This window comes from Stenotrophomonas sp. NPDC047960 (assembly GCF_043204395.1).
In the GTDB taxonomy this organism is placed as follows: domain Bacteria; phylum Pseudomonadota; class Gammaproteobacteria; order Xanthomonadales; family Xanthomonadaceae; genus Stenotrophomonas.
In genome coordinates, this window is record NZ_JBIDBX010000005.1 from 344748 (window position 1) to 368215 (window position 23468).

At 66.9% G+C, this 23468-nt stretch carries 22 protein-coding genes; 21 read left to right on the forward strand and 1 reads right to left on the reverse strand.

Annotation, left to right across the window (positions count from 1 at the left end):
- Positions 1-131 precede the first annotated feature (131 nt).
- From ACGFZ3_RS13315 to ACGFZ3_RS13355, 9 genes are all read left to right on the forward strand, one after another.
- Complete coding sequence (locus ACGFZ3_RS13315; protein ID WP_392921818.1) at positions 132-3230, forward strand: response regulator; 3099 nt, start codon at positions 132-134, stop codon at positions 3228-3230.
- Positions 3203-4051 (forward strand): CheR family methyltransferase, encoded by an 849-nt coding sequence (locus tag ACGFZ3_RS13320; protein ID WP_392921821.1) that lies wholly within the window; start codon positions 3203-3205, stop codon positions 4049-4051. Before ACGFZ3_RS13315 ends, ACGFZ3_RS13320 begins: the two co-directional genes overlap by 28 nt.
- A complete protein-coding gene (locus ACGFZ3_RS13325) occupies positions 4051-4635 on the forward strand; it encodes a chemotaxis protein CheB (RefSeq protein ID WP_392921824.1) in 585 nt (194 codons plus the stop codon). The genes ACGFZ3_RS13320 and ACGFZ3_RS13325 overlap by 1 nt, the downstream gene beginning before the upstream one ends.
- Positions 4632-5747: a response regulator gene (locus ACGFZ3_RS13330; protein WP_392921826.1), complete on the forward strand. Its 1116-nt coding sequence runs from the start codon at positions 4632-4634 to the stop codon at positions 5745-5747. Before ACGFZ3_RS13325 ends, ACGFZ3_RS13330 begins: the two co-directional genes overlap by 4 nt.
- A gap of 9 nt (positions 5748-5756) precedes the next feature.
- A complete protein-coding gene (mntR, locus tag ACGFZ3_RS13335; RefSeq protein WP_392921829.1) occupies positions 5757-6215 on the forward strand; it encodes a manganese-binding transcriptional regulator MntR in 459 nt (152 codons plus the stop codon).
- Positions 6208-6732, forward strand: coding sequence for a tRNA adenosine(34) deaminase TadA (gene tadA, locus ACGFZ3_RS13340; RefSeq protein WP_392921832.1), 525 nt, complete (start codon positions 6208-6210; stop codon positions 6730-6732). Before mntR ends, tadA begins: the two co-directional genes overlap by 8 nt.
- A gap of 65 nt (positions 6733-6797) precedes the next feature.
- Entirely contained in the window at positions 6798-7370 is a 573-nt protein-coding gene (orn, locus tag ACGFZ3_RS13345) for an oligoribonuclease (protein ID WP_392921834.1), read from the forward strand.
- Between the two features lie 69 nt (positions 7371-7439).
- Positions 7440-8309, forward strand: a complete 870-nt coding sequence (locus ACGFZ3_RS13350) for an EcsC family protein (protein ID WP_392921836.1) — start codon at positions 7440-7442, stop codon at positions 8307-8309.
- A gap of 201 nt (positions 8310-8510) precedes the next feature.
- Complete coding sequence (locus tag ACGFZ3_RS13355; protein WP_392921839.1) at positions 8511-9623, forward strand: alkene reductase; 1113 nt, start codon at positions 8511-8513, stop codon at positions 9621-9623.
- 37 nt (positions 9624-9660) lie between these two features.
- On the opposite strand, the gene ppsA is transcribed toward ACGFZ3_RS13355, so the two are convergent.
- Positions 9661-12039, reverse strand: coding sequence for a phosphoenolpyruvate synthase (gene ppsA, locus ACGFZ3_RS13360; RefSeq protein ID WP_392921841.1), 2379 nt, complete (start codon positions 12037-12039; stop codon positions 9661-9663).
- A gap of 144 nt (positions 12040-12183) precedes the next feature.
- On the opposite strand from ppsA, the gene ACGFZ3_RS13365 reads away from it, so the two are divergent.
- The 12 genes from ACGFZ3_RS13365 (at position 12184) to ACGFZ3_RS13420 (ending at position 23378) form a co-directional block, all read left to right on the forward strand.
- The gene (locus tag ACGFZ3_RS13365; RefSeq protein WP_068852678.1) at positions 12184-13005 is read left to right on the forward strand and encodes a pyruvate, water dikinase regulatory protein; all 822 of its coding nucleotides are present in this window, start codon (positions 12184-12186) and stop codon (positions 13003-13005) included.
- Between the two features lie 123 nt (positions 13006-13128).
- A complete protein-coding gene (locus ACGFZ3_RS13370; protein ID WP_392921844.1) occupies positions 13129-13641 on the forward strand; it encodes a DUF1249 domain-containing protein in 513 nt (170 codons plus the stop codon).
- A gap of 61 nt (positions 13642-13702) precedes the next feature.
- Positions 13703-14191, forward strand: a complete 489-nt coding sequence (locus ACGFZ3_RS13375) for an NUDIX domain-containing protein (RefSeq protein WP_392921846.1) — start codon at positions 13703-13705, stop codon at positions 14189-14191.
- Between the two features lie 221 nt (positions 14192-14412).
- Positions 14413-15027, forward strand: coding sequence for a CDP-alcohol phosphatidyltransferase family protein (locus tag ACGFZ3_RS13380; RefSeq protein ID WP_392921849.1), 615 nt, complete (start codon positions 14413-14415; stop codon positions 15025-15027).
- Complete coding sequence (phaE, locus tag ACGFZ3_RS13385; protein ID WP_392921852.1) at positions 15024-16004, forward strand: class III poly(R)-hydroxyalkanoic acid synthase subunit PhaE; 981 nt, start codon at positions 15024-15026, stop codon at positions 16002-16004. Before ACGFZ3_RS13380 ends, phaE begins: the two co-directional genes overlap by 4 nt.
- Positions 16001-17068 carry a class III poly(R)-hydroxyalkanoic acid synthase subunit PhaC gene (gene phaC, locus ACGFZ3_RS13390; RefSeq protein ID WP_392921855.1) on the forward strand — a complete coding sequence of 356 codons (1068 nt, stop codon included), beginning with the start codon at positions 16001-16003 and terminating at the stop codon, positions 17066-17068. Before phaE ends, phaC begins: the two co-directional genes overlap by 4 nt.
- 26 nt (positions 17069-17094) lie before the next feature.
- On the forward strand, positions 17095-17439 hold the full coding sequence (locus ACGFZ3_RS13395; RefSeq protein WP_392922035.1) for a YfeK family protein: 345 nt from the start codon (positions 17095-17097) through the stop codon (positions 17437-17439).
- A gap of 86 nt (positions 17440-17525) precedes the next feature.
- Positions 17526-17732 (forward strand): PspC domain-containing protein, encoded by a 207-nt coding sequence (locus ACGFZ3_RS13400; protein ID WP_068852656.1) that lies wholly within the window; start codon positions 17526-17528, stop codon positions 17730-17732.
- Positions 17729-18181, forward strand: a complete 453-nt coding sequence (locus tag ACGFZ3_RS13405) for a hypothetical protein (protein WP_392921859.1) — start codon at positions 17729-17731, stop codon at positions 18179-18181. Before ACGFZ3_RS13400 ends, ACGFZ3_RS13405 begins: the two co-directional genes overlap by 4 nt.
- Positions 18182-18312: 131 nt before the next feature.
- Positions 18313-18528 (forward strand): hypothetical protein, encoded by a 216-nt coding sequence (locus ACGFZ3_RS13410; RefSeq protein ID WP_392921862.1) that lies wholly within the window; start codon positions 18313-18315, stop codon positions 18526-18528.
- 114 nt (positions 18529-18642) lie between these two features.
- Positions 18643-21009: a Tex family protein gene (locus tag ACGFZ3_RS13415; protein ID WP_392921865.1), complete on the forward strand. Its 2367-nt coding sequence runs from the start codon at positions 18643-18645 to the stop codon at positions 21007-21009.
- A gap of 161 nt (positions 21010-21170) precedes the next feature.
- Positions 21171-23378 (forward strand): PAS domain S-box protein, encoded by a 2208-nt coding sequence (locus ACGFZ3_RS13420; RefSeq protein ID WP_392921868.1) that lies wholly within the window; start codon positions 21171-21173, stop codon positions 23376-23378.
- Positions 23379-23468 lie beyond the last annotated feature (90 nt).

The following is a 23468-nucleotide window of genomic DNA, read 5'->3' on the forward strand; positions in this document are numbered from 1 at the left end:
GGCTGAACCGTAGGAGTCGCGGTGTGAAGATAGTGTCAACAACAGTTCTGAACACGCCGCCATCTGGCGTATAACGCCCGAATTCACAGTTCGGTTAACATCGAAGCCCTTTTCACGCTGGAACCGTGTGCATGAATGCAGCGCCCACCGCTCGCGACCGCTGGATCTGGCTGGCATCGGCCGGCCTGATGGGCTTCACCATCGCCTCGGAGCTGGTGGTGCCGCTGGGCTATGCGGTGTGGCTGACCTACTTCATGGCCGTAGGCGTCACCCTGTTCCAGCGCCGACTGGAGGCGCCGCTGCTGGTAGCGGTCGGCTCCTGCATCCTGCTTGCGTTGGGCTATCACCTGGCCCCGGCCAGCACCAATTCGGCATTCTCCTTCATCAACCGCACCATCGGCGGCATCTGTTTCCTGCTGATGGCGTTGACCGTGATCAAGGCCATCCAGGCCCGCCGCAGCGCCGCCGACGCGCTGTGGCTGCAGGAAGCCGAAAATGCCGTGACAGTCAGCCTGCGGGGCGACCCCGAACCGCGGGTGCTGGCCGATGAGGCCATGCGCACCCTGTGCGCGCGCCTGAACGCCGACGTGGGCGCCCTGTATCGCCTGCAGGGCGAACGGCTGCTGCTGGTGGGCGGGGCCGCGCTGCCGCCGCACTTGCCCGATTCGCTCCCGGCGTCTGCGGGGCAGTGGGGTGAAGTGCTGCGCCAGGGCCAGCCGCGCCGGTTGGAAGAAGGCGAAAGCCTGCTGGAAATTGAAACTGCGCTGGGACGAACCCCGGTTCACCAGCGCCTGCTCGGACCGATCACTGCCGATGGCGTGGTGATCGGCCTGGTCGAACTTGGCCGGGCCGGGGTGTCGCCGGCGCGCGCCCTGGAGCTGGAGCTGCTGCTGCAGTGCGCCGAACCGCTGGGCGTGGCCCTGCGCACCGCGCTGCTGCGCGCGCAGCTGGTCGAACTTCTGGAAGAAACCCAGCGCCAGAGCGAAGAACTGCAGACCCAGCAGGAAGAGCTGCGGGTGGCCAACGAAGAGCTTGAGGAACAGAGCCGCAGCCTGCTGCACTCGCAGGCCAGCCTGGAACAGCAGCAGGCCGAGCTGGAGCAGACCAACGTACAGCTGGAAGAGCGCACCCATGAGCTGGAAGCCCGCCAGCAGGCGCTGCTGATCGCGCAGGGCCAGCTGGTCCAGAACAGCCGCGAGCTGGAGGCCAGTTCGCGCTACAAGTCCGAATTCCTCGCCAACATGTCGCACGAGCTGCGCACGCCGCTCAACAGCGCGCTGATCCTGGCCAAGCTGCTGGCCGACAACAAGGACGGCACGCTGACCGCCGAACAGGTCAAGTACGCGCAGGCGATCCACTCGTCCAACAACGACCTGCTCGCGCTGATCAACGACATCCTCGACCTGTCGCGCATCGAAGCCGGACATGTCGAACTGGCCGAGGAGAACCTGGCGGTATCCAGCGTGCTGCAGCGCCTGAAGGAAACCTTCGAGCCGCTGGCCGCGCAGAAGGGCCTGGCGCTGGACATCCGCGCCGACACCGACGCGCCCAGCCAGCTGGTGGCCGATGGCCAGCGCCTGCAGCAGATCCTGAAGAACCTGCTGGCGAACGCGGTCAAGTTCACTGAACACGGCAGCGTCTCGCTGGTGGTGCGCGGCAACGGGGCAGGGCGCGTCCAGTTTGCGGTGACCGATACCGGTATCGGCATTCCGCAGGCGCAGACCGAAGTGATCTTCGAAGCGTTCCGCCAGGCCGACGGCAGCACCCGCCGGCGTTACGGCGGCACCGGCCTGGGCCTGTCGATCTCGCGCGACCTGGCTTCGCGCATGGGCGGCAGCATTTCCGTGTCCAGCGAACCGGGCCGCGGCAGCTGCTTCATCCTTGACCTGCCGCTGGCGGCGGGTACCGCGACCGCAGCCCCGATGGCGGCGCCCGATGTACGCCCTGCACCGGCCGCCAGGCCGGCCGCTCCGGCCCCGCTGTTCGGCAGCGCCCACGGTACGTCCGCGGCCACCCAGTCACCGCGCGTGGTCGATGACCGCGGCCGCCGCAGCCGCGCTGGGCGCATGATCCTGGTAGTGGAGGACGACGTGGTCTTCGCCGAGGCGCTGGTGGGCATGGCCCATGAGCTTGACTTCGACTGCGTGGTCGCGCAGACCGCCGAAGAAGCGCTGGCACTGGCCGCCGAGCTGCGCCCCAACGGCGTGCTGCTGGATATCGGGCTGCCCGATGTGTCAGGCCTGAGCGTGTTGGAGCGCCTCAAGCGCGACCCCGCGACGCGGCATATCCCGGTACACGTGGTGTCGGGGCTGGAACGTTCGCAGGTGGCGATGGAGCTGGGTGCGATCGGTTATGTGATCAAGCCGGCCACGCGCGAGCGCCTGGTCGAGGCGATCCAGCAATTGGAAGCCACCAGCGAGCGGGATGTGCGCCGCCTGTTGATCGTCGAGGACGACAGTGCCCTGCGCTCCAACCTGCAGCTGCTGCTGGGTCGCGACCAGCTGGAAATCACCGCGGTGGGCACGCTCGCCGAGGCGAAGGCCGAGCTGGCCGATTCAACCTTCGACTGCATGGTGACCGATCTGGCGCTGCCGGACGGGACCGGCTACGACCTGCTCGAACACATGGCCGGCAACGAGGCGGTGGCCTTCCCGCCGGTCATCGTCTACACCGGGCGTGCGCTGACCCGCGACGAAGAGCAGCGCCTGCGCCGCTATTCCAAGAGCATCATCATCAAGGGCGCACGCTCGCCCGAACGCCTGCTCGATGAAGTAACCCTGTTCCTGCACAGCGTGGAAGCCTCGCTGCCCAGCGACCAGCAGCGCCTGCTGCGCGAAGCGCGCCGTCGCGATGCGGTGCTGGACGGGCGTACCGTGCTGCTGGCGGAAGACGATGTACGCAACATCTTCGCCCTGTCCAGCGTGCTGGAACCGCTGGGGGTTAAGCTGGAGATCGCCCGCAACGGCCGCGAGGCGCTCGAACGCCTGGGGCCGGACATCGACCTGGTGCTGATGGACATCATGATGCCGGAGATGGACGGGCTGACCGCGATGCGCGAGATCCGCCGCGACAACCGCTGGCGCGATCTGCCGATCATCGCGCTGACCGCCAAGGCCATGCCCGATGACCGCGAGCATTGCCTGCAGGCCGGTGCCAACGATTACATCGCCAAGCCGATCGACGTGGACAAGCTGGTTTCGCTGTGCCGCGTGTGGTGTTCCCGCCGATGAACGAGGCCGATCTGTTCGACCTGGAGCTGCGGCTGCTGCTGGAGGCGGTATACCAGCGCTACCACTATGACTTCCGCGACTACGCGCTGGCCTCGTTGCGCCGGCGCATGCGCCACGCGATGGCGCGGTTCGACTGCGACAACATGGGCGCGCTGCAGCACCGGCTGCTGCATGAGCCGGAGACCTTCGCGCTGGCCATGCAGTATTTCACCGTGCAGGTCTCGGAGATGTTCCGTGACCCCGCCTACTTCCGCATGCTGCGCGAGCATGCCATCCCGGTGCTGCGCACCTATCCGTCGATCAAGCTGTGGATCGCCGGCTGCAGCACCGGCGAGGAAGTGTGGTCGCTGGCGATCCTGCTGCAGGAAGAGGGGCTGCTCGACCGTGCCATCATCTACGCCACCGATATCAACCCCGATGCGCTGGAGGCGGCCGAAACCGGCGCGTTCGCGCTGGACCGGCTGGCCCAGTTCAGCCGCAACTACCTCGAAGCCGGTGGCAGCGGTTCGTTGTCGGATTACTACACCACCGGGTACGGCAGCGTGGTGTTCGATCGACGGCTGAAGCGCAACATCGTGTTTGCCGACCACAGCCTGGCCACCGACACGGTGTTTTCCGAAGTGCACCTGGTGTCGTGCCGCAACGTGCTGATCTATTTCCAGCGCGCCCTGCAGGACCGTGCCATCGGGCTGTTCCACGAAGCGCTGGTGCACCGCGGCTTCCTGGGCCTGGGCAGCAAGGAGTCGCTGCAGTTCGGCGAGCATGCCGATGCGTTCGAAGCCTGCGCACGCGAGCAGCGCCTGTATCGGAAGCTGGCCTGATGAATGCCGCGGTGGAGCTGCCCCTGTTCGAGCTGGTGGTGGTCGGTGCCTCCGCCGGCGGTGTGAGCGCGCTGCAGCAGCTGCTGGCTGCGCTCCCGGCAGACCTGCCGATGCCGGTGCTGGTGGTGCTGCACCTTCCACGCGACCGCCCCAGCCGGATTGCCGGCCTGCTCGATGTGCGCTGCCCGTTGCCGGTGCGCGAGGCCGAGGACAAGCAGCCCCTGGTGGCCGGCACCGTTACGTTCGCGCCGCCGGACTACCACCTGCTGGTCGAAGACCGCCGCAGCCTGGCGTTGTCGGTGGATCCGCCGGTGCTGTATTCGCGGCCGGCGATCGACCCGCTGTTTGAAAGCGCCGCCGAGGTGTTCGGCAGCAGCGTGTTGGCCATCCTGCTCACCGGGGCCAGCAATGATGGCAGCGCCGGCGTTGCCGCGGTGCGCCGTGCCGGGGGCCAGGCTTGGATCCAGAGCCCCGATGATGCCTATTCCCCGATCATGCCAGCCGCTGCGCTGGCCCATGCCGGCGCCGACGCGGTGCTGACGCTCACCTCCCTATGCATGCGCATGAAAGGCCTTACCCGATGAATCTGATCGAGCCCACCACGTCGCCGGCCACCGAGCGTGTGAACCTGCTGATCGTCGATGACGTGCCGCAGAACCTGGTCGCCATGGAGGCGCTGCTGCGCCGCGACGGCCTGGACATCCTGTGCGCGGCCTCGGGTGCCGAAGCGCTGGAACTGCTGCTGGAGCACGAAGTGGCGCTGGCGCTGCTGGACGTGCACATGCCCGAGATCGATGGCTTTTCGCTGGCCGAGCTGATGCGCGGCTCGCAGCGCAGCCGCGATGTGCCGATCATCTTCCTGACCGCCTCGCCGAACGATCCGGTGCGCGCGTTCAAGGGCTACGAAAGCGGCGCGGTGGATTTCCTGCACAAGCCGATCGAGCCGCAGGTGATCATGAGCAAGGTCAACGTGTTCATCGAGCTCTACCAGCAGAAGCAGCTGCTCAAGGCGCGCAACCACGCGCTGGAGCACGCGCTCAAGCTCAATGAAACCATGATGGCGGTCCTCACCCACGACCTGCGCACCCCGCTGTCGGCGATCCTGCTGTGTGCCGACAAGTTGTCGCTGGACCTGCCCGACGACCCGTCTGCGCAGCAGACCCTGGTCCACCTGGAAAACAGCGCGGTGCGCATGGCGCGGATGGTCGAGCAGCTGCTGGACTTCTCGCGGATCCGCAGTGGTGGCCTGCGTCTGCAGACCGAGGAATGCGACCTGGCGGAAGTGGCCGCCGTGGTGGTCAACGAGATCGGCCGCGCCCACCCGAAGGCCAGGATCGAACTGCAGGTGGAGGGCGATACCCGTCTGCAGGGCGACCCGGACCGGTTGGCGCAGCTGCTCTCCAACCTGATCGGCAACGCGGTGCTGCATGGCGGCGACGCACCGGTGCAGGTCCAGGTGCGCGGTTTGCCCGGCGATGCACTGCGGCTGCAGGTGCGCAATGCCGGGCAGATTCCGGAAGCGTTGCTGCCGCGTCTGTTCGAACCGTTCAAGGCCAGTTTCCACGACAGCCGGGGGTTGGGGCTGGGGCTGTTCATCGCCCACGAGTTCGCACGGGCACATGGCGGCCTGCTGGTGGCGCGCAACCTGGAAGGGGCGGTGCTGTTCGAAACCCCGCTGCAGCGGCAGGTTCGCTAAACTGGGCGCATGTCGCCCACCCGAGCCAGGACGCCCACCCCACTGATCGATGCCCAGGTGCATGTGGAGGGGTTCGTGCAGGTGCGCGAGGCGAGGCGCTCGGAGCTGGTGGAAGATTACGTGGAGCTGATTGCCGACCTGATCGCCGACGGCCGCGAGGCGCGGCAGGTCGATATCGCCACCCGGCTGGGCGTTGCACAGCCGACCGTGGCCAAGGCGCTCAAGCGCCTGGTGAAGGAAGGATGGGCGGTCCAGCGCCCCTACCGGGGGGTGTTCCTGACCTCGGCCGGCGAACAGCTTGCCGTGGAAATGCGGGCCCGACACCAGACCGTGGAGCGCTTCCTGCTCGCCCTGGGCGTGGATCCCGATTCGGCCCGGCGCGACGCCGAAGGCATCGAGCACCACGTCAGCGAGGCCACCTTGGCCGCCTTCGACGCGTTCCTCCGCAAGGCCGACGGCGGTGGTTGAGCGCCTGCCACCGCCGCCGCCGCTGGGCGTGCCGGTGCACGACCAGGACGAGTACTGGATGCAGCACGCGCTGCGCCTGGCCGAACGCGCCGAGCGCGAGTTCAACGAGATTCCCGTGGGGGCCGTACTTGTCGGCAGCGACGGCGCGGTGCTGGGTGAGGGCTGGAACCTCAATATCGCCGACCACGACCCCAGTGCCCATGCCGAGATCGTGGCGATGCGGCAGGCGGGCAGGGTGCTGGCCAACCACCGGCTGCTTGGCAGCACCCTGTACGTGACGCTGGAGCCGTGCGCGATGTGCGCGATGGCGGTGGTGCATGCGCGGGTGGCGCGGCTGGTGTACGCGGCCACCGATCCCAAGACCGGTGCCTGCGGCAGTGTATTCGACCTGCTGGGTGACGCGCGCCACAACCACCGCGTGGAGCTGCACGGCGGGGTGCTGGCGAAACAGGCCAGCACCCGGCTGACCAATTATTTCCGGGCCAAGCGCGGCAAACCGCCGCTGCTGCTGGAATGAATTCACGGCAGGGCCGCGCCGCAGAGGCGGTATCATGTGCATTACACTCTGCACAAGGGAAGGACATGGCGGACAACGGTGCTGAAGGCGAACGACTGATCTGGATCGACCTGGAGATGACGGGTCTGGATACCGACAACGATTCGATCATCGAGATCGCTACCGTCGTCACCGATGCGCAGTTGAACGTGCTGGCCGAAGGCCCGGAGTTCGCCATCCACCACCCGGTGGAGCGTCTGGAAGCGATGGACGAATGGAACCGCAACCAGCACCGCCGTTCCGGGCTCTGGCAGCGCGTGGTCGACAGCCAGGTGACCGTGGCTCAGGCCGAGGCGCAGACGGTGAATTTCCTGGCGCAGTGGATCAAGGCCGGCGCATCGCCGATGTGTGGCAACTCGATCTGCCAGGATCGTCGTTTCCTGCACCGTGAAATGCCGCGGTTGGAGAAGTATTTCCACTACCGCAACCTGGATGTGTCCACGGTGAAGGAGCTGGCCCGGCGCTGGGCGCCCAGCGTCGCCGCCGGCGTGGGCAAGACCTCCAGCCATACCGCGCTGAGCGATGTGCATGATTCGATCGCCGAACTGCGCCACTACAGGCAGTACATGGGCGCTCTCTCAGGGCTTCCGGCAGCCTGACGATGGCGCCGGCCTTTGGCCGGGGCTACCGTGGTGCTTCATTCAATCTGCGGGCGGTATGATCCGGGCATGAGCCATATCGTCCGTATCGTGCCGCCGCCGCTGGAAGCGCAGATCCTGCCTACCTCGCAGGACTGGGCCGACCTGCAGCGGGCGGTCGGCCTGCTGGAATCGCCCACGCTCACCGCCAAGATGGCCAACCTGATCGGTTCGCCGCTGGAGTTCGCGGTGAAAAAGCTGCCGCAGTCGGTGTCGCGGCGCATCCACGGGGCGGTCGAGGCGGCGCTGTTCAAGTCGGCGCAGGCCGCGCTGTGGAGCATGGACAACACCCCGGGCAAGGCCGCGTCCACGCGCTGGCACAAGGTGGCGGCCGCCACCACCGGTGCCTTGGGCGGTGCGTTCGGCTTCACCGCGCTGTTCCTCGAACTGCCGGTGTCGACCACGATCATGATGCGCTCGGTCGCCGACGTGGCGCGCAGCGAAGGCTTCGACCTGAGCGAGATGGGCACCCGCCACGCCTGCCTGGAAGTGTTCGCGCTGGGCGGCAACTCCGGCCAGGACGACGCCAGTGAGACCGGCTACTACATCACCCGTGGCTTCACCGCCGAAGTGATGCGCCACCTGTCGGCCGAACTGGCTGGCGCGGCGGTCGGCGGTGGCGGGGTGATGATCGGCTTGACCCCGAAGGAGGCCGGCAAGTGGCTGGCCAAGATCGTCGAGAAGGTGGCCGCGCGCTTCGGCGTGGTGGTCACCGAGAAGTTCGCCGCCCAAGCGGTGCCGATCATCGGCGCGGTGGCTGGCGCCACCCTGAACACGATGTTCACCGACTACTACCAGGACATGGCCCGCGGCCACTTCATCGTGCGCCGCCTCGAACGCCAGTACGGCTACGAAACAGTCCGTGCCGCCTACAACCAACTGGCAGGCGAGATTCCGTAGCGACACGCCGCCCGTGTCCCGGGCGGTCCGTTCGCAGCCGATGCGCCTGCACCGGCCCGTTGTCGTGGGACACGCATGGCGTGTCGCTACGATGTCGGGCCCCGATCATTGCATTCACGGCACAACACTATTGCCGCCAAAGGCCTGTTCCCAACAGCCTGTGATCCCCATCCTTGCCACAGTCTCCAGCAAGGAACCCCCATGCTCTTCACCCCCTACCGCCTCGGTCCGCTGACCCTGCCCAACCGCATCGTCATGCCGCCGATGACCCGCTCACGCGCCGCCACCGGCAACGTCGCCACTCCGCTGATGGCCCAGTACTACGCCCAGCGCGCCTCGGCCGGCCTGATCGTCAGCGAAGGCACCCAGATCAGCCCGCAGGGGCAGGGCTACGCCTGGACCCCCGGCATCCACGACGACGCCCAGGTTGCCGGCTGGCGCGGCGTCACCGACGCCGTGCACGCCGCCGGTGGCCGCATCTTCGCCCAGCTCTGGCACGTGGGCCGCATCTCGCACGTGGACCTGCAGCCCAACGGCGCAGCGCCGGTCTCGTCCTCGGCCCTGCAGGCCGACGGCGTCAAGGTCTTCGTCGACGTCGCCGGCACCGGTCCGCAGGGCGGGGTAGGCGAGATGGTCCAGCACTCCATGCCGCGTGCGCTCGAGATAACCGAGATCCCGCAGATCGTGCGCGATTACGCGCTGGCCGCCCGCCGCGCCATCGACGCCGGCTTCGACGGCGTTGAACTGCACGGGGCCAACGGTTACCTGATCAACCAGTTCATCGATTCCCGGGCCAACCAGCGTACCGACGGCTACGGCGGTTCGCTGCAGAACCGCCTGCGTTTCCTGCGCGAAGTCGCCGAAGCGGTCGCCGCCGAAGTGGGCGCCGACCGTGTCGGCGTGCGCCTTGCCCCGCTGACCACCCTTCAGGGCGCCGTCGACGACACCCCGCAGGCCACTTACCTGGCCGCCGCGCACATCCTCGACAGCATCGGCGTGGCCTATCTGCACATCGCCGAAGCGGACTGGGAAGACGCCCCGATGATGCCGGTGGCGTTCAAGGAAGCGCTGCGGATGATCTATCGCGGCACCCTGATCTATGCGGGCAAGTACACGGTTGAGCGCGCCGAGGAAGCACTGGCCAAGGGCTGGGCCGACCTGATCGGTTTCGGCCGACCGTTCATCGCCAACCCCGACCTGCCGGCTCGCCTGCAGCAGGGCCTGGCGTTGAACGCTCCTGACAAGGCCACGTACTTTGGTGGGGCTGAGGCCGGTTTTACCGACTATCCGATCGCGGAAGGGGTGGAGGCCTGATCCACGAAAAACCCCGCCGAAGCGGGGTTTTTCGTTATCAGCCCTTGGCCTTGAGCTTGGCCAACCGCAGCCAGGTATCGACCACGGTGTCCGGGTTCAGCGACACCGACTCGATGCCTTCCTGCATCAGCCACTCGGCCAGGTCCGGATGATCGGACGGGCCCTGACCGCAGATGCCCACGTACTTGCCCTTGGCGCGTGCGGCCTTGATCGCCATCGACAGCAGCTTCTTGACCGCAGGATTCCGCTCGTCGAACAGGTGCGCCACGATCGACGAATCGCGGTCCAGGCCCAGCGTCAGCTGGGTCAGATCGTTGGAACCGATCGAGAAGCCGTCGAAGATCTCCAGGAACTCATCGGCGAGCAGCGCGTTGGACGGCACCTCGCACATCATGATGATCTTCAGCCCGTTCTCGCCCTGCTTCAGGCCGTTCTGTTCCAGCACCTCGACGACCTTGCGGCCTTCTTCCAGCGTGCGCACGAACGGAATCATCACCCACAGGTTGTCCAGGCCCATCTCGTTGCGCACGCGCAGCACGGCCTTGCATTCGAGCGCAAAGGCAGCCGAGAAGCTCGGATCGACATAACGGCTGGCGCCGCGGAAGCCGATCATCGGGTTCTCTTCGTGTGGCTCGTAGCTGCTGCCGCCGATCAGGTTGGCATATTCGTTGGACTTGAAGTCCGACAGGCGCACGATCACCGGATTCGGTGCCACAGACGCGGTCAACGTGGCGATGCCTTCAGCCAGGCGGTTCACATAGAAGCTGACCGGATCGGCGTAACCGGCGATCTTCTCGTCGATCTTCTTCTTCGTGGCCGCATCCTGGCGGTCGTATTCCAGCAGCGCGTTGGGATGGATGCCGATGTGGCTGGCAATGATCATCTCCAGGCGGGCCAGGCCGATGCCGGCGTTCGGCAGCTGGCCGAAGTCGAAGGCACGTTCCGGGTTGGCCACGTTCATCATGATCTTCAACGGCGCCGGCGGCATGTTGCCCAGGTCCGTGGTGGTGCGCTCGAAGTCCAGCTTGCCTTCGTAGATGAAGCCGGTGTCGCCCTCGGCGCAGCTGACCGTCACTTCCTGGCCATCCTGCAGCACCTGGGTGGCGTTGCCCGAGCCGACCACGGCCGGCACGCCCAACTCACGCGCGATGATCGCGGCGTGGCAGGTACGACCGCCACGGTTGGTGACGATCGCCGAGGCGCGCTTCATCACCGGCTCCCAATCGGGGTCGGTCATGTCGGCAATCAGCACGTCGCCCGGCTGGACGCGCGCCATGTCTTCCAGCGACTTGACCACACGCGCCACGCCCGCGCCGATCTTGGCGCCCACCGCGCGACCCTCGGCCAGCACCTTGCCGTCCTTCTGGTTCAGTGCGAAACGCTCGATCTGGGTGGCATGGCCGCGCGACTTCACCGTTTCCGGGCGCGCCTGCACGATGAACAGCTTGCCGCTCACGCCGTCCTTGGCCCACTCGATATCCATCGGGCGGCCGTAATGCTTTTCGATGATCAGCGCCTGCTTCGACAATTCCTGCACGTCCTCATCGCTGATCGAGAAGGTGTTGCGGATCTCGACAGGGGTGTCTTCGATGCGGACGCGCTCGCCCGGGACATCCGAATACACCATGCGGATCGCCTTGCTGCCCAGCGATCGGCGCAGGATGGCCGGCTTGCCGGCGTTCAGCGTGGGCTTGTAGACGTAGAACTCGTCGGGGTTGACCGCACCCTGTACGACCATTTCGCCCAGGCCGAAGCTGGAGGTCACGAACACCACGTCACGGAAGCCCGATTCGGTGTCCAGGGTGAACAGCACGCCGGACGAACCCACGCCCGAGCGCACCATCAGCTGCACGCCCGAGGAAAGGAACACGTCTTCGTGCTTGAAACCGTGGTGCACGCGGTAGGCGATGGCACGGTCGTTATACAGCGAGGCGAACACTTCCTTGACCTTGTGCACGACATCGTCGGCACCGGTGACGTTGAGGAAGGTTTCCTGCTGGCCGGCGAAAGAAGCGTCGGGCAGGTCTTCGGCGGTGGCCGACGAACGCACCGCCACGGCCACGTCGCCGCCGCCGTTTTCGTCGCAGAGCTGCTGGTAGGCGCTGCGGATGTCCTGGTCCAGCTGCGGCTGCAGCGGCGCGTCGATCACCCAGCCGCGGATTTCCTTGCCGGCAGCCGTGAGCGCGGCGACATCTTCCACGTCCAGCGTGGCCAGCCTGTCGAAAATGCGCTTGGACAGATCGTTGTGCGCGATGAAGTCCTTGAAGGCTTCAGCGGTGGTTGCGTAACCGCCGGGGACAGAAACCCCCAGACCGGCAAGGTTGCCGATCATTTCGCCCAGCGACGAATTCTTGCCGCCTACGCGGGCCAGGTCGGCCAGGCGCAGTTCGTGCAACCACAGGATATTCTCGTTCAAGCGCGATGCTCCGTTTGGCCATCGCCCGAGGCGGGCTTGGATGGCCACGTCCGTAGGAAGAAGCCGATATGATGCCGGGCATACCGCCGTCGGCACAAGCTTGTATCGTCGGCCTTTTTAAGCTTCAGAGGGGGTAAAAGGCGCATGTCGACCATCCGTCCGGTGTTTTATGTATCCGATGGAACCGGTATCACCGCTGAAACCATTGGGCATAGCCTGCTGACCCAGTTCTCCGGGTTCAGCTTCATCACCGACCGGATGTCGTTCATCGACGATCCGGAAAAGGCCCGCGAAGCGTGTGAAAGGATCCGGGCGGCGGGGGAGCGCTACCAGGTCCGGCCGATCGTGGTGAGCTCCTGCGTGGACAGCGGGCTCAGCATGATCCTCGCCGAAAGCGGCGGGCTGATGCTGGACGTCTTCGCCCCCTTCATCGAGCCGCTGGAGCGTGAGCTGGCCGTGAACCGCCATTCCCGGGTGGGCCAGGCGCACGGCATGGTGGATTTCGAGACCTACCATCGCCGCATCAACGCGATGAACTTCGCGCTGACCCACGACGACGGCATCGCGATCAACTATGACGATGCCGACGTGATCCTGGTGGCGGTATCGCGGGCTGGCAAGACCCCGACCTGCATCTACCTGGCCCTGCATTACGGGGTGCGGGCGGCCAACTACCCGCTGACCGATGAGGACCTGGAGCAGGACCGCCTGCCGGCCCGGCTGCGGCCTTACCGCAAGAAGCTGTTCGGGCTGACCATCGACCCGGACCGTCTGCAGCAGATCCGTCAGGAGCGCCGCCCGAACTCGCGCTACGCGAACCTGGAGACCTGCCGGCGCGAGGTCGCCGCGGCCGAGACCATGTTCCGGATGGAGCGCATTCCCACCCTGAGCACCACCCATACCTCGATCGAGGAAATCTCGAGCAAGGTGTTGACCACGTTGGGGTTGCAGCGGGAGCTTTATTAGGGCTCACGACCAACGGTCGTGAGCTACCGGACCAACGGTCGTGAGCTACCCGGCGCGGGGCGCCCCTTTTGGACGGTCGCTGCCGTCCCCACGTTGGATTCTTCAACGTGTAGGATCGGATACATGGCCCAGGCATCGCCCCGCATCGAACGCATTCCCCGGCTCAGCCGCCTGAGCTGGCTCATGGGCCTGTACGCCGAGAATTACCGCCACCTGGTGCGGCTGTTCGAACCGGCCGGGCTGGAACCGGGCAGCTACGTGTCCTCGGTGGGGGATGGGCTGGATGTGCGGCTTGACGTCATCGAATGCCATCCCTACACGGTCGAACTGCGCCTGACCTACGACTTCGCCGACCCGGTGACCGGCCAGCCCGACCCGTCGGCCTACGTGCGGCTGTACCGCGATGCGCGCCAGGCCGAGACCACCCATTGCTACGTGGGCCGCCGCTGGCAGGATGTGGTGGGCATGTACCCACCGCCGGCCGAGCTGATCAGCCACCGCATGCGCATGAACACCTTCCTCGGCAAGTGGCTGGAATACCTGGCCGAGCGTGGGCATGGGGTGGCTACGCTGCAGCGTGACCCCGATGCGCTGCCGGCCCCGGCCGACACCCGCCGCGCCCAGATCGCCGGCTGAGCGACCGGCCCGGCACGGATCGCGCATAATCGGCGATCGTGTCCTGTGAGCTGTTGCCTCCATGCCCTATACCCCGATCGTGGCCACGCTGGGCTACGTGCTGTCGCCCGATGGTCGCCAGGCCCTGATGATCCACCGCAACGCACGGCCGGGTGACCAGCACTTGGGCAAGTACAACGGACTGGGCGGCAAGGTCGAGCGCGACGAGGACGTGGCCGCCGGCATGCGCCGGGAAATCCTGGAGGAAGCCGGGATCGAGTGCGGCACCATGCGCATGCGCGGCACCATCAGCTGGCCCGGGTTCGGCAAGCACGGCGAAGACTGGTTCGGTTTCGTGTTCGTCATCGACGACTTCACCGGCACGCCGTTGACCTCCAATCCCGAAGGCACCCTGGAATGGGTGGACGTGGACAAGCTGGAGACCCTGCCGCTGTGGGAGGGCGATCGTCAGTTCCTGCCGCTGGTGTTCGACGACGACCCGCGCCCGTTCCATGGGGTGATGCCCTATCGCGACGGCACGATGCAGTCCTGGTCGTACACCCGGCTTTAACGATAGGCTGGGCTTATCCACAGGGGGTGTGGATGACCGGTGCGTAAGTTTGTGGATAACGCGCGGCACCGACCGGCCCCCATGGCTGTCAAGATGGGTGGCGAAAAATTCGCCGCCCGTCAGCGTCGCGTGAGCCAGGCGCGAAGGTCGGCGTACGTGAAGGCTGTCCCGGTTCGGCCCGGTCGCGGTACTCTTTCGGCATTGCCGCCCACCGAGCTTCCATGAAACGTCACTTCACGATGCTGCGCGAGTTCCAGCTGGCCGACTGGTTCACCTTGGCCAACGCGTTCTGCGGTACCGGTGCGGTGTTTGCGGCCATGCGCTTCCTGCAGGATGGCGAACGCAGCTACCTGCTGTTCGGCATGGCGCTGATCCCGCTGGCCTTCATCTTCGATGCGCTGGACGGGCGGATCGCGCGCTGGCGCAAGTCCAGTTCCACGCTGGGCCGCGAGCTGGACTCGCTGTCGGACGTGATTTCCTTTGGCGTGGCCCCGGCCGCGCTGGCCTATGCCTGCGGCATGCAGGGCGGCTGGGACTGGCTGGTGCTGAGTTATTTCGTGTGCTGCGGCGTGAGCCGGCTGGCCCGCTACAACGTGACCGCCGAAGCGCTGGCGGGCGAAGGCGACAAGGTGCCGTACTTCGAGGGCACCCCCATCCCCACCAGCCTGGCGCTGGTGGTGGTGCTGGCCGTCGCCGCCAGCATGGGCGCCATCGGCCAGGACCTGTGGCTGGGGCGCTGGCAGCTGGGGCCGTGGCAGCTGCACCCGCTGGTGCTGCTGTTTGCCTTGTCGGGGTCGTTGATGATCAGCAAGACCCTGCGCATTCCCAAGCCATGAGTACCGCGGGCGGCGGCCACGACGCAGGCGACTTCGAGGCGCTGGCCCGGCAGTACTTCAGCGCCTGGGGCGATGCGCTGCGACACGCCGCGGGGCCGCCCGGGGCCGACACGGCCGGCGCCGCGCCGGGCACCTGGCAGCAGACCATCGAAGGCTGGGCGCAGCTGATGTCCAACCCGGGCAACCGCCAGTCCGAAGACGCCGTGCACCGCTTCCGCGAACAGGCCGGCGGCTGGTACGGCACCATGCAGCAGGTCGCCGCGCGTTTTGCCGGCCGGGACAGCAGCAGTGCCGATATCGCCCAGGCGTGGCGTGAAGCCGTGGAGGGGCAGGGCGACGGCCTGCTCAAGTGGATGCTGCAAGGCGCACGTGGGCACACGCAGGCCGGCGGTCCCGACCTGCTGGCGCTGCTGGAGCGGCTGCAGCGGGACTTCGAGCCGTGGCTGCAGAGCCCCGCGTTCGGCCCCGGCCGCGAACATCAGGCACGCTGGCAGGCGCTGCTGCGCGCCCAGCAGGAGTACCAGGGTCACGCCCGTGACTACGTGGACCAGATCAAGCGGGCGCTGGACGAGGCGTTCACCCTCTTCGAGCAGCGCCTCGCCGAGCATGAGCAGCCAGGCAACCAGCTGACCAGCGCGCGCGCGATGTTCGACCTGTGGATCGAGGCGGCCGAAGAGGCCTACGCCAAGGTCGCGATGTCCGAGCCGTTCCAGCAGGTTTACGCCGCGCTCGGCAACGCGCAGATGCGCCTGCGCGGCGCGGCCCAGCAGGAAGTGGAGCGGATCAGCGAGGCGTTCGGCCTGCCGACCCGCACCGAGATGGATGCCGCGCACCGGCGCATCACCGAACTGGAACGGCTGGTACGGCGCATGGCTGCGGCAACCAGGCCGTCGCCGTCGCCCGCTGCGGAAAAGCCGGCAAGGAAGGCTGCAAAAAAGGCCGCGCCCAAGCCGCGTGCGCGCAAGGCGGCACCATGAAGGGACCACTCGGTTTCAACGCCGAAGACCTGCTGCAGGAAACGCTGTCCATGCAGCGCAAGCTGATGGACGGCCTGAAGCTGTTGCCGTCGGTGGAGGACGTGGACTACGGCGCCACCGCGCGCGAGGAAGTCTGGCGCGACGGCAAGGTCACGCTGTACCGCTTCGTCGGTGGGCAGGCGCCGGTACAGCGCACTCCGCTGCTGATCGTGTACGCGCTGGTCAACCGCCCGTACATGGTGGATCTGCAGGCCGACCGCTCGCTGGTCCAGCGCCTGCTGGCGCTGGGGCACGACGTTTACGTGCTGGACTGGGGCTACCCGGACCGCTCGGAGCGCTACCAGACGCTCGAAGACTATCTGCTGCGTTATGTCGATGGCGCCGTCGACCACCTGGTGGCCGCCAATGACGGCGCACCAGTCAACATGCTCGGGGTCTGCCAGGGCGGGGTGTTCGCACTGTGCTACGCCGCGTTGCGCCAGCCCAAGCTGGCCAACCTGATCACCATGGTGACCCCGGTGGATTTCCAGACCCCGGACAACATGCTCTCGCACTGGGCGCGGCAGGTGGACGTGGACCTGCTGGTGGATACGCTGGGCAACATCCCGGCCGACCTGATGAACGCCAGCTACCTGATGCTCAAGCCATTCCGGCTCAACATCCAGAAATACGTGGGGTTGCTGGATATTCTCGACGACAAGGCCGCGCTGCAGGATTTCCTGCGCATGGAGAAGTGGATCTTCGATTCGCCGGACCTGGCCGGTGAGGCCTTCCGTGACTTCATCAAACAGTTCTACCAGGGCAATGGCCTCATGCATGACGGGGTGACGATCGGCGAAGAGCACGTCGACCTGCGCCAGGTCACCCTGCCGGTGCTGAACATCTACGCCGAGCAGGATCACCTGGTGCCGCCGGATGCGTCGCGCGCGATGGGCGGGCGGATCGGCAGCAGCGACTACACCGAAAGCAGCTTCCGCGGCGGCCATATCGGCATCTACGTCTCCGGCCGCGCGCAGCGCGAAGTGCCAGGTACGATATCGGCCTGGCTGGCGGAGCGCAGCTGATGGACATCCGCTGGACGCTGGCACTTATGATCGCGCTGGGTGCCTTCAATGGCAGCGTCACGGCAGCGCCCAGCGAAGCGGCCCGCCGCGAGATCGCCGCCCTGATCGGCGCGCTGGACGGGTCGTCCTGCCGCTTCCAGCGCAACGGCAGTTGGCACGACGCCGCCGAAGCGCGGGCACACCTGCAGCGCAAGTACGATTACCTGCTGAAGAAGGACAAGGTCGATACCGCCGAGCAGTTCATCGAGCGGGCCGCCAGCCAGAGCAGCATGAGCGGCAGGCCGTACCGGATCGCGTGCCCGGGTCAGCCCGAGCAGACGGCGGCGGCATGGTTCGGTGCGCGCCTGCAGGCGCTGCGGAAGCCGCGCTGAACCAGGGACGCGGGATTTTCCATCAACGCACCGGCTACACACCCGCTGCGCTACTGTTCCCCGCACTACTGCTGGAGGATCCCGCCATGAATACCACCGCCCCCCGCACGCTGTCGCGCTCGCTCAACGACCGCATGATTGCCGGGGTGATGGGCGGCATTGCCCACCGTTTCGGCTGGAGCCCGACTCTGCTGCGGGTCCTGTTCGTGCTCGTGTCGCTGGCGTCGGCCGCGTTTCCGGGCATCCTGGTGTATCTGGTGCTGTGGCTGCTGATCCCCAACGAGGCCGATTGAGCCTGCCGCCATTGGCGCTGCGCGCGCTGCAGGGACTGGGCGCGGTCTGGACCTCGCCCAACACCCTGATCGGCGTGCTGGGCGGACTGGCCGGGATGCTGGCCGGCGCACGCCCGTACTGGAGCCGACGTGACGTCGCCCTGGTGTTCCGTGAGTACCCTTGGGGACCGGGTGGCGCGATCACCCTGGGCAATGTAATTCTGCACACCGGCGCCAGCCTCGACATCCCCTGCCGGACCTATGCGCACCAGGCCGGGCACTGCACCGAACCGGTCATCGGCCTGCATGATCACGAGCGCGCACATGTCTACCAGTACCTGGTGTTGGGGCCGTTCTACCTGCCGGTGTACCTGTTGTGCGGCGGGGTGAGCGCCCGCAACCCGTTCGAGCGGGCGGCGGACCTGTACGCGCTGAACGGCCACGGCTGGTGGCCGTTGAAAAGACGCTAGACAACGCGCCCGCAACGCGAGGTCATCTGCATGCAAAGAAACGTCATTAGCCTTCTGACAAACCACTCGGGTTGAGCGCGCTAAGCTGTGCGTCGAAGGACATGCACGACGTTTCTGGAGGAACACATCACATGGCAATCGTTCTTTATGTCGGTGGTAGCAAGGATGGCGACAAGGGCCTGGTGCCCTACGGTTTCAGCAAATCACGCGCCGATACCGACATTGGCCCGGAGATCTACACCGAGCGCTTCATGGAACTGCAGGGGCTGGGCAGGATCCGGGTCATGGCGCTGGAATCGCTGCAGGACGAAGCGGTGAAGGCGCGTGCGGCGCAGCATTACCGATGACGCCTGCCGCCCCGCGGTCGGTACCTGCGGGGTATGACAATGTCAACGGGTTTCCCCCGCCGCCGCGCGTTGCCACAATCGGTGTTTTCCGCATAGTGGCTTCGGCCGGACGCAATGCCAGACCTCAAGCTCGCCCAGCAGATCGCCCAGACCATCGCCGACGAAATCGGTGCCCAGCCTGCCCAGGCGCACGCCGCCATCGCCCTGCTCGACGAAGGCGCCAGCGTTCCGTTCATTGCCCGCTACCGCAAGGAGGTCACCGGGGGCCTTGACGACACCCAGCTGCGCAACCTGGAAAGCCGGCTGACCTACCTCCGCGAGCTGGAAGAGCGCCGCGCAGCGGTGCTGGCCAGCATCGACGAACAGGGCAAGCTCAGCGACGAACTGCGCCATGACATCCTGGCCGCAGACACCAAATCGCGGCTGGAAGACCTGTATCTGCCGTACAAGCCCAAGCGCCGCACCCGCGCCCAGATCGCACGCGAGGCCGGGCTGGAACCGCTGGCCGACGGCCTGCTGGAAGACCCAACGCTGGATCCGCAGGTGTTCGCGGCCGGCTTCGTCGACGCCGACAAGGGCGTGGCCGACACCAAGGCGGCGCTGGAAGGCGCGCGCGCGATCCTGATGGAGCGCTGGGGTGAAGACGCCGCGCTGGTCGGTGAGCTGCGCGCCTGGCTGGGCGAGCACGGCGTGATCCGTGCACGCGTGGCCGAAGGCAAGGAAGCGCAGGGTGCCAAGTACCGCGATTATTTCGAGCACGCCGAGGGGCTGGCCAGGATTCCCTCGCACCGCCTGCTGGCGCTGTTCCGCGCCCGCCGCGAGGAGATTCTGTTCCTGGAACTGGACCCCGGCAGCGATGCGGAAGCCGGCCACGTGTATGCCGAAGGCCGCGTGGCGTTCAGGGCCGGGATCCGCGACGCGGGCCGTCCGGCTGACCGCTGGCTGCTCGACGCCTGTCGCCTGACCTGGCGCGCGAAGCTGCACATGCACCTGCTGCTGGACCTGTTCAACCAGGCCCGCGAGAAGGCCGAGGCCGAGGCCATCGCGGTGTTCGGCGACAACCTGAAGGACCTGCTGCTGGCCGCGCCGGCAGGGCCCAGGACGGTGCTCGGACTGGACCCCGGCATCCGCACCGGCTGCAAGATCGCCGTGGTTGATGCCACCGGCAAGCTGGTGGCCACCGATACGATCTACCCGCACGAACCCCGTCGCCAGTGGGACCAGTCGCTGCAGACCATCAAGCAGCTGTGCATGAAGCACAACGTGGAGCTGATCGCGATCGGCAACGGCACCGCCAGCCGCGAAACCGACAAACTTGCCGGCGAAGCGATCCAGGCGCTGGGCGACGCGAAGCTGCAGAAGATCGTGGTCAGCGAAGCCGGTGCCTCGGTGTATTCGGCGTCTGAGTTCGCGGCCAGGGAATTTCCGGACCTGGACGTATCGATCCGGGGTGCGGTCTCGATTGCGCGGCGCCTGCAGGATCCGCTGGCCGAACTGGTGAAGATCGAACCGAAGGCGATCGGCGTGGGCCAGTACCAGCACGACGTCGACCAATACCGGCTGGCGCGGGCACTGGACGCGCGCGTGGAGGACTGCGTCAACGCCGTCGGCGTGCACGTCAACACCGCCTCGGCAGCGCTGCTGTCGCGGGTGTCGGGGCTGTCCTCCACCGTGGCCGAGAACATCGTGCGCCACCGCGACGAGAACGGTCCGTTCAAGCGCCGCAAGGACCTGCTCAAAGTGCCGCGGCTGGGTGACAAGACCTTTGAACAGTGTGCAGGCTTCCTGCGCATCGCCGACGGCGACCAGCCGCTGGATGCCTCCTCGGTACACCCGGAAGCCTATCCGGTGGTGGAGCGTATCGTGGCCGCGACCGCGCGCCCGATCAAGGCGCTGATCGGTGATGGCAGCTTCCTGCGCGGGTTGCAGGCCGAACAGTTCACCGACGCCACCTTCGGCCTGCCGACCGTACGCGACATCCTCAAGGAACTTGAAAAGCCCGGTCGCGACCCGCGCCCGGAGTTCAAGGCCGCGCGTTTTGCCGACGGTGTGGAAGAGATCAAGGACCTCAAGCCGGGCATGGTGCTCGAAGGCGTGGTCAGCAACGTGGCCGCCTTCGGCGCGTTCGTGGACATCGGCGTGCACCAGGATGGCCTGATCCATATTTCGGCGTTGTCCGACACCTACGTGAAGGACCCGCGTGACGTGGTCAAAGCCGGCGACATCGTCAAGGTGAAAGTGCTGGAGGTCGATGTGGCACGCAAGCGGATTGCGCTGACCCGGCGGCTGGACGACAGCCCCACCCCGGCGAGGGCCCCGGGCGAGCGCGCCCCACGCGCGGCCGGCGGCGGCCGGCGCGAGGGCGGCAGTGCCCGGCCGGGCGGTCGTGGCGCGGCCGCTGGCCCACGCCCGGGCAGCAGCGTACCGCCGGCCAACAACGCCTTGGCTGACGCCTTCGCGCGCGCCAAGCGCGGAGGCTGAGACGGGCCCCTGCGGGGCCGTGAGGAAGGCTTGACCCCGTTTCCCGTTGAATGCCGGTACGCTAGGCACGCGGTGGGAGGCCAGATGACAGATCAGCAGGCGGGGCAATGCGGTCCAGGCCAGTACGATGGCGCCATCCGTGGCGCCCTGGGGGTGCGCGCATGAATCCGGTGCCGACCCCCGTCGATGCACTGCAGGAGGCATTGGAGCAGCGCCGCCGGCTGGAAATGATCATCGACGGCACGGCGATGGGCACCTGGGAGTGGAACTGCCAGACCGGTACGATGTGGGTCAACGAGCGCTGGGCGCAGATCGTCGGTTACACCCGCGCGGAACTGGCGCCGATCACGCCCGAGACCTTCTTCCGGCTGGTGCATCCCGACGATCTGGCGCGCTCCAATGCACTGCTTCGTGAGCACCTCGAAGGCCGCTCACCGCATTACGACAGCCTGTGCCGGATGCGCCACAAGGAAGGGCGCTGGATCTGGGTGCAGGACCGGGGACGGGTCTACGAGTGGGATGCGCAGGGCCAACCGCTCAAGATGGCCGGTGCGCATGCCGACGTCAGCGACCTGCAGAACGCTCTCGAAGATGCGGCGGACATGCGCCAGCGCCTGCAGGCGCTGGTGGATGCGTCCGACGAAGTGGCGGTGATCGCCACCGATCCCGACGGCGTGGTCAACCTGTTCAACAGCGGGGCGCAGAAGCTGCTGGGTTACCACCCCGATGAGGTCATCGGTCGGGTCAATCCCGGGCTGTTCCACGAAGTGCATGAGATGGAGGAATACCTGCGCCCGCTGGCGGATGCCGAGGGCCGGGTGCCCACCATCTTCGAGGCGCTGACCACGCGCGCCGCGCACGGCACCTGGTCGCACCAGTGGACCTTCGTACGCAAGGATGGCGAACACCGCCAGGTCCGGCTGTCGATCAGTCCGCTCGACTCCGGCAACGGCCAGCGTCTGGGCTACCTCGGCATGGCAGTGGACATCACGCCGTTGCTGGAGATGCGCGAGCAGGCGTACGTCGCCGCCGAGAAATTCGCAGGTGCCTTTTCGTCCGCCGCCCTGGGCATGGCGCTGGTGTCGCTGGAAGGGCGCTGGCTGGACGTCAACGACGCGCTGTGCGGCATCCTGGGCTACAGCCGTGCCGAACTGCTGGAGATCGATTTCCAGACCCTGACCCATCCTGATGACCTCAACACCGACCTGGCGCTGGTCGGCGACCTGCTGGCCGGCCGCCGGGACCATTACCACATGGACAAGCGCTATCTGGGCAAGGGCGGCAACGTGGTCTGGGGCCGGCTGTCGGTCTCGCTGGTGCGGGCCCCGCATGGTGAGCCGTTGCATTTCGTGTCGCAGATCCAGGATGTCACCGCCCAGCGGCTCAGTGGCCAGCAACTGCGTGAATCCGAGCATCGCACCCGGGTAACCCTCGACGCGGTGGCCGACATGGTGCTCACCCTGGATCTGCAAGGGCGCATCCAGTACGCCAATGCGGCGGCCACGCGCGCGCTGGCAGGGGAGGGGGCCGCGCCGGTCACCGGCAGCCAGGTCCAGGACGTGATGGAACTGACCACCGAGTACGCGCCGCGCTCGCCGCTGGATCTGGCAGTACTGCTGGATGCGGAAAGCAATGCGGTGGACCTGCATTCGGACCTGCTGTTGTCAGTGGGCGCCCAGCTGTTGCCGGTTGACCTCACCCGGGCCTGGCTGCAGGCTGGGGACGGTCAGGTCACCGGTGCGGTGTGGGTGATCCGTGATGTCACCCAGCAGCGTGCGCGCCAGCGCGAGGCCCGTCACCTGGCCGAGGTGGACCCGCTGACCGAGCTGAGCAACCGGCGCGGTTTCGAAGCGCACCTGCAGGAGGCCATTACCCGGGTGGCCCGGACCGGGCAGTCCGCCTCGCTGATGTTCATCGACCTGGACGACTTCAAGCCGATCAACGACAGCCACGGCCACCTCGCCGGAGATGCCATGCTGTGGGCCGTCGCGGCGGTGCTCCGGCATGGCGTGCGCGATTCGGACATCGTGGCTCGCCTGGGTGGCGACGAGTTCGCGGTGATCCTGGCCGGTTGCTCACTCCGGCGTGCGCGGCGCATTGCCAGCGACCTGCTGGAGGCAGTGCGCACGCTCAGCGTGCCGTGGGGCGCGGAGCGCCTCGTGGTCGGAACCAGCATCGGCATCGCCGCGATCGGCGGCCACATGAGCGTGGATACGGCTGTGGCTGCGGCCGACGCACAGTGCTACCGGGCCAAGGCACTGGGCAAGAACAATGTGCAGGTGGAAGCGCCCGTGCATGGGGGCCCGGATCCGCTGGACACAGGCGATGGCGACATCGACCTGGACAGCAGTGAGGGCGGGCCGGGCTGAACCGGTCAGCACGTGCCGGTTCCGCCGCGACCCGGTTATCTCAAACGCAGCCGCGAAGCGTCGACCGCCACATCCCGGCCGTTGTGAAGG

Excerpts from the sequence above, each read along its gene's own strand:
- ACGFZ3_RS13315 (WP_392921818.1), top strand. The coding sequence starts at position 132 with ATGAATGCAGCGCCCACCGCTCGCGACCGCTGGATCTGGCTGGCATCG.
- phaE (WP_392921852.1), top strand. The coding sequence starts at position 15,024 with ATGAGTACCGCGGGCGGCGGCCACGACGCAGGCGACTTCGAGGCGCTG.
- phaC (WP_392921855.1), top strand. The coding sequence starts at position 16,001 with ATGAAGGGACCACTCGGTTTCAACGCCGAAGACCTGCTGCAGGAAACG.
- ACGFZ3_RS13395 (WP_392922035.1), top strand. The coding sequence starts at position 17,095 with ATGATCGCGCTGGGTGCCTTCAATGGCAGCGTCACGGCAGCGCCCAGC.
- ACGFZ3_RS13350 (WP_392921836.1), top strand. The coding sequence starts at position 7,440 with ATGAGCCATATCGTCCGTATCGTGCCGCCGCCGCTGGAAGCGCAGATC.
- ACGFZ3_RS13410 (WP_392921862.1), top strand. The coding sequence starts at position 18,313 with ATGGCAATCGTTCTTTATGTCGGTGGTAGCAAGGATGGCGACAAGGGC.
- ACGFZ3_RS13325 (WP_392921824.1), top strand. The coding sequence starts at position 4,051 with ATGAATGCCGCGGTGGAGCTGCCCCTGTTCGAGCTGGTGGTGGTCGGT.
- ACGFZ3_RS13370 (WP_392921844.1), top strand. The coding sequence starts at position 13,129 with ATGGCCCAGGCATCGCCCCGCATCGAACGCATTCCCCGGCTCAGCCGC.
- ACGFZ3_RS13415 (WP_392921865.1), top strand. The coding sequence starts at position 18,643 with ATGCCAGACCTCAAGCTCGCCCAGCAGATCGCCCAGACCATCGCCGAC.
- ACGFZ3_RS13365 (WP_068852678.1), top strand. The coding sequence starts at position 12,184 with ATGTCGACCATCCGTCCGGTGTTTTATGTATCCGATGGAACCGGTATC.
- ACGFZ3_RS13355 (WP_392921839.1), top strand. The coding sequence starts at position 8,511 with ATGCTCTTCACCCCCTACCGCCTCGGTCCGCTGACCCTGCCCAACCGC.
- orn (WP_392921834.1), top strand. The coding sequence starts at position 6,798 with ATGGCGGACAACGGTGCTGAAGGCGAACGACTGATCTGGATCGACCTG.
- ACGFZ3_RS13375 (WP_392921846.1), top strand. The coding sequence starts at position 13,703 with ATGCCCTATACCCCGATCGTGGCCACGCTGGGCTACGTGCTGTCGCCC.
- ACGFZ3_RS13380 (WP_392921849.1), top strand. The coding sequence starts at position 14,413 with ATGAAACGTCACTTCACGATGCTGCGCGAGTTCCAGCTGGCCGACTGG.
- mntR (WP_392921829.1), top strand. The coding sequence starts at position 5,757 with ATGTCGCCCACCCGAGCCAGGACGCCCACCCCACTGATCGATGCCCAG.
- ACGFZ3_RS13330 (WP_392921826.1), top strand. The coding sequence starts at position 4,632 with ATGAATCTGATCGAGCCCACCACGTCGCCGGCCACCGAGCGTGTGAAC.
- ACGFZ3_RS13400 (WP_068852656.1), top strand. The coding sequence starts at position 17,526 with ATGAATACCACCGCCCCCCGCACGCTGTCGCGCTCGCTCAACGACCGC.
- ACGFZ3_RS13420 (WP_392921868.1), top strand. The coding sequence starts at position 21,171 with ATGAATCCGGTGCCGACCCCCGTCGATGCACTGCAGGAGGCATTGGAG.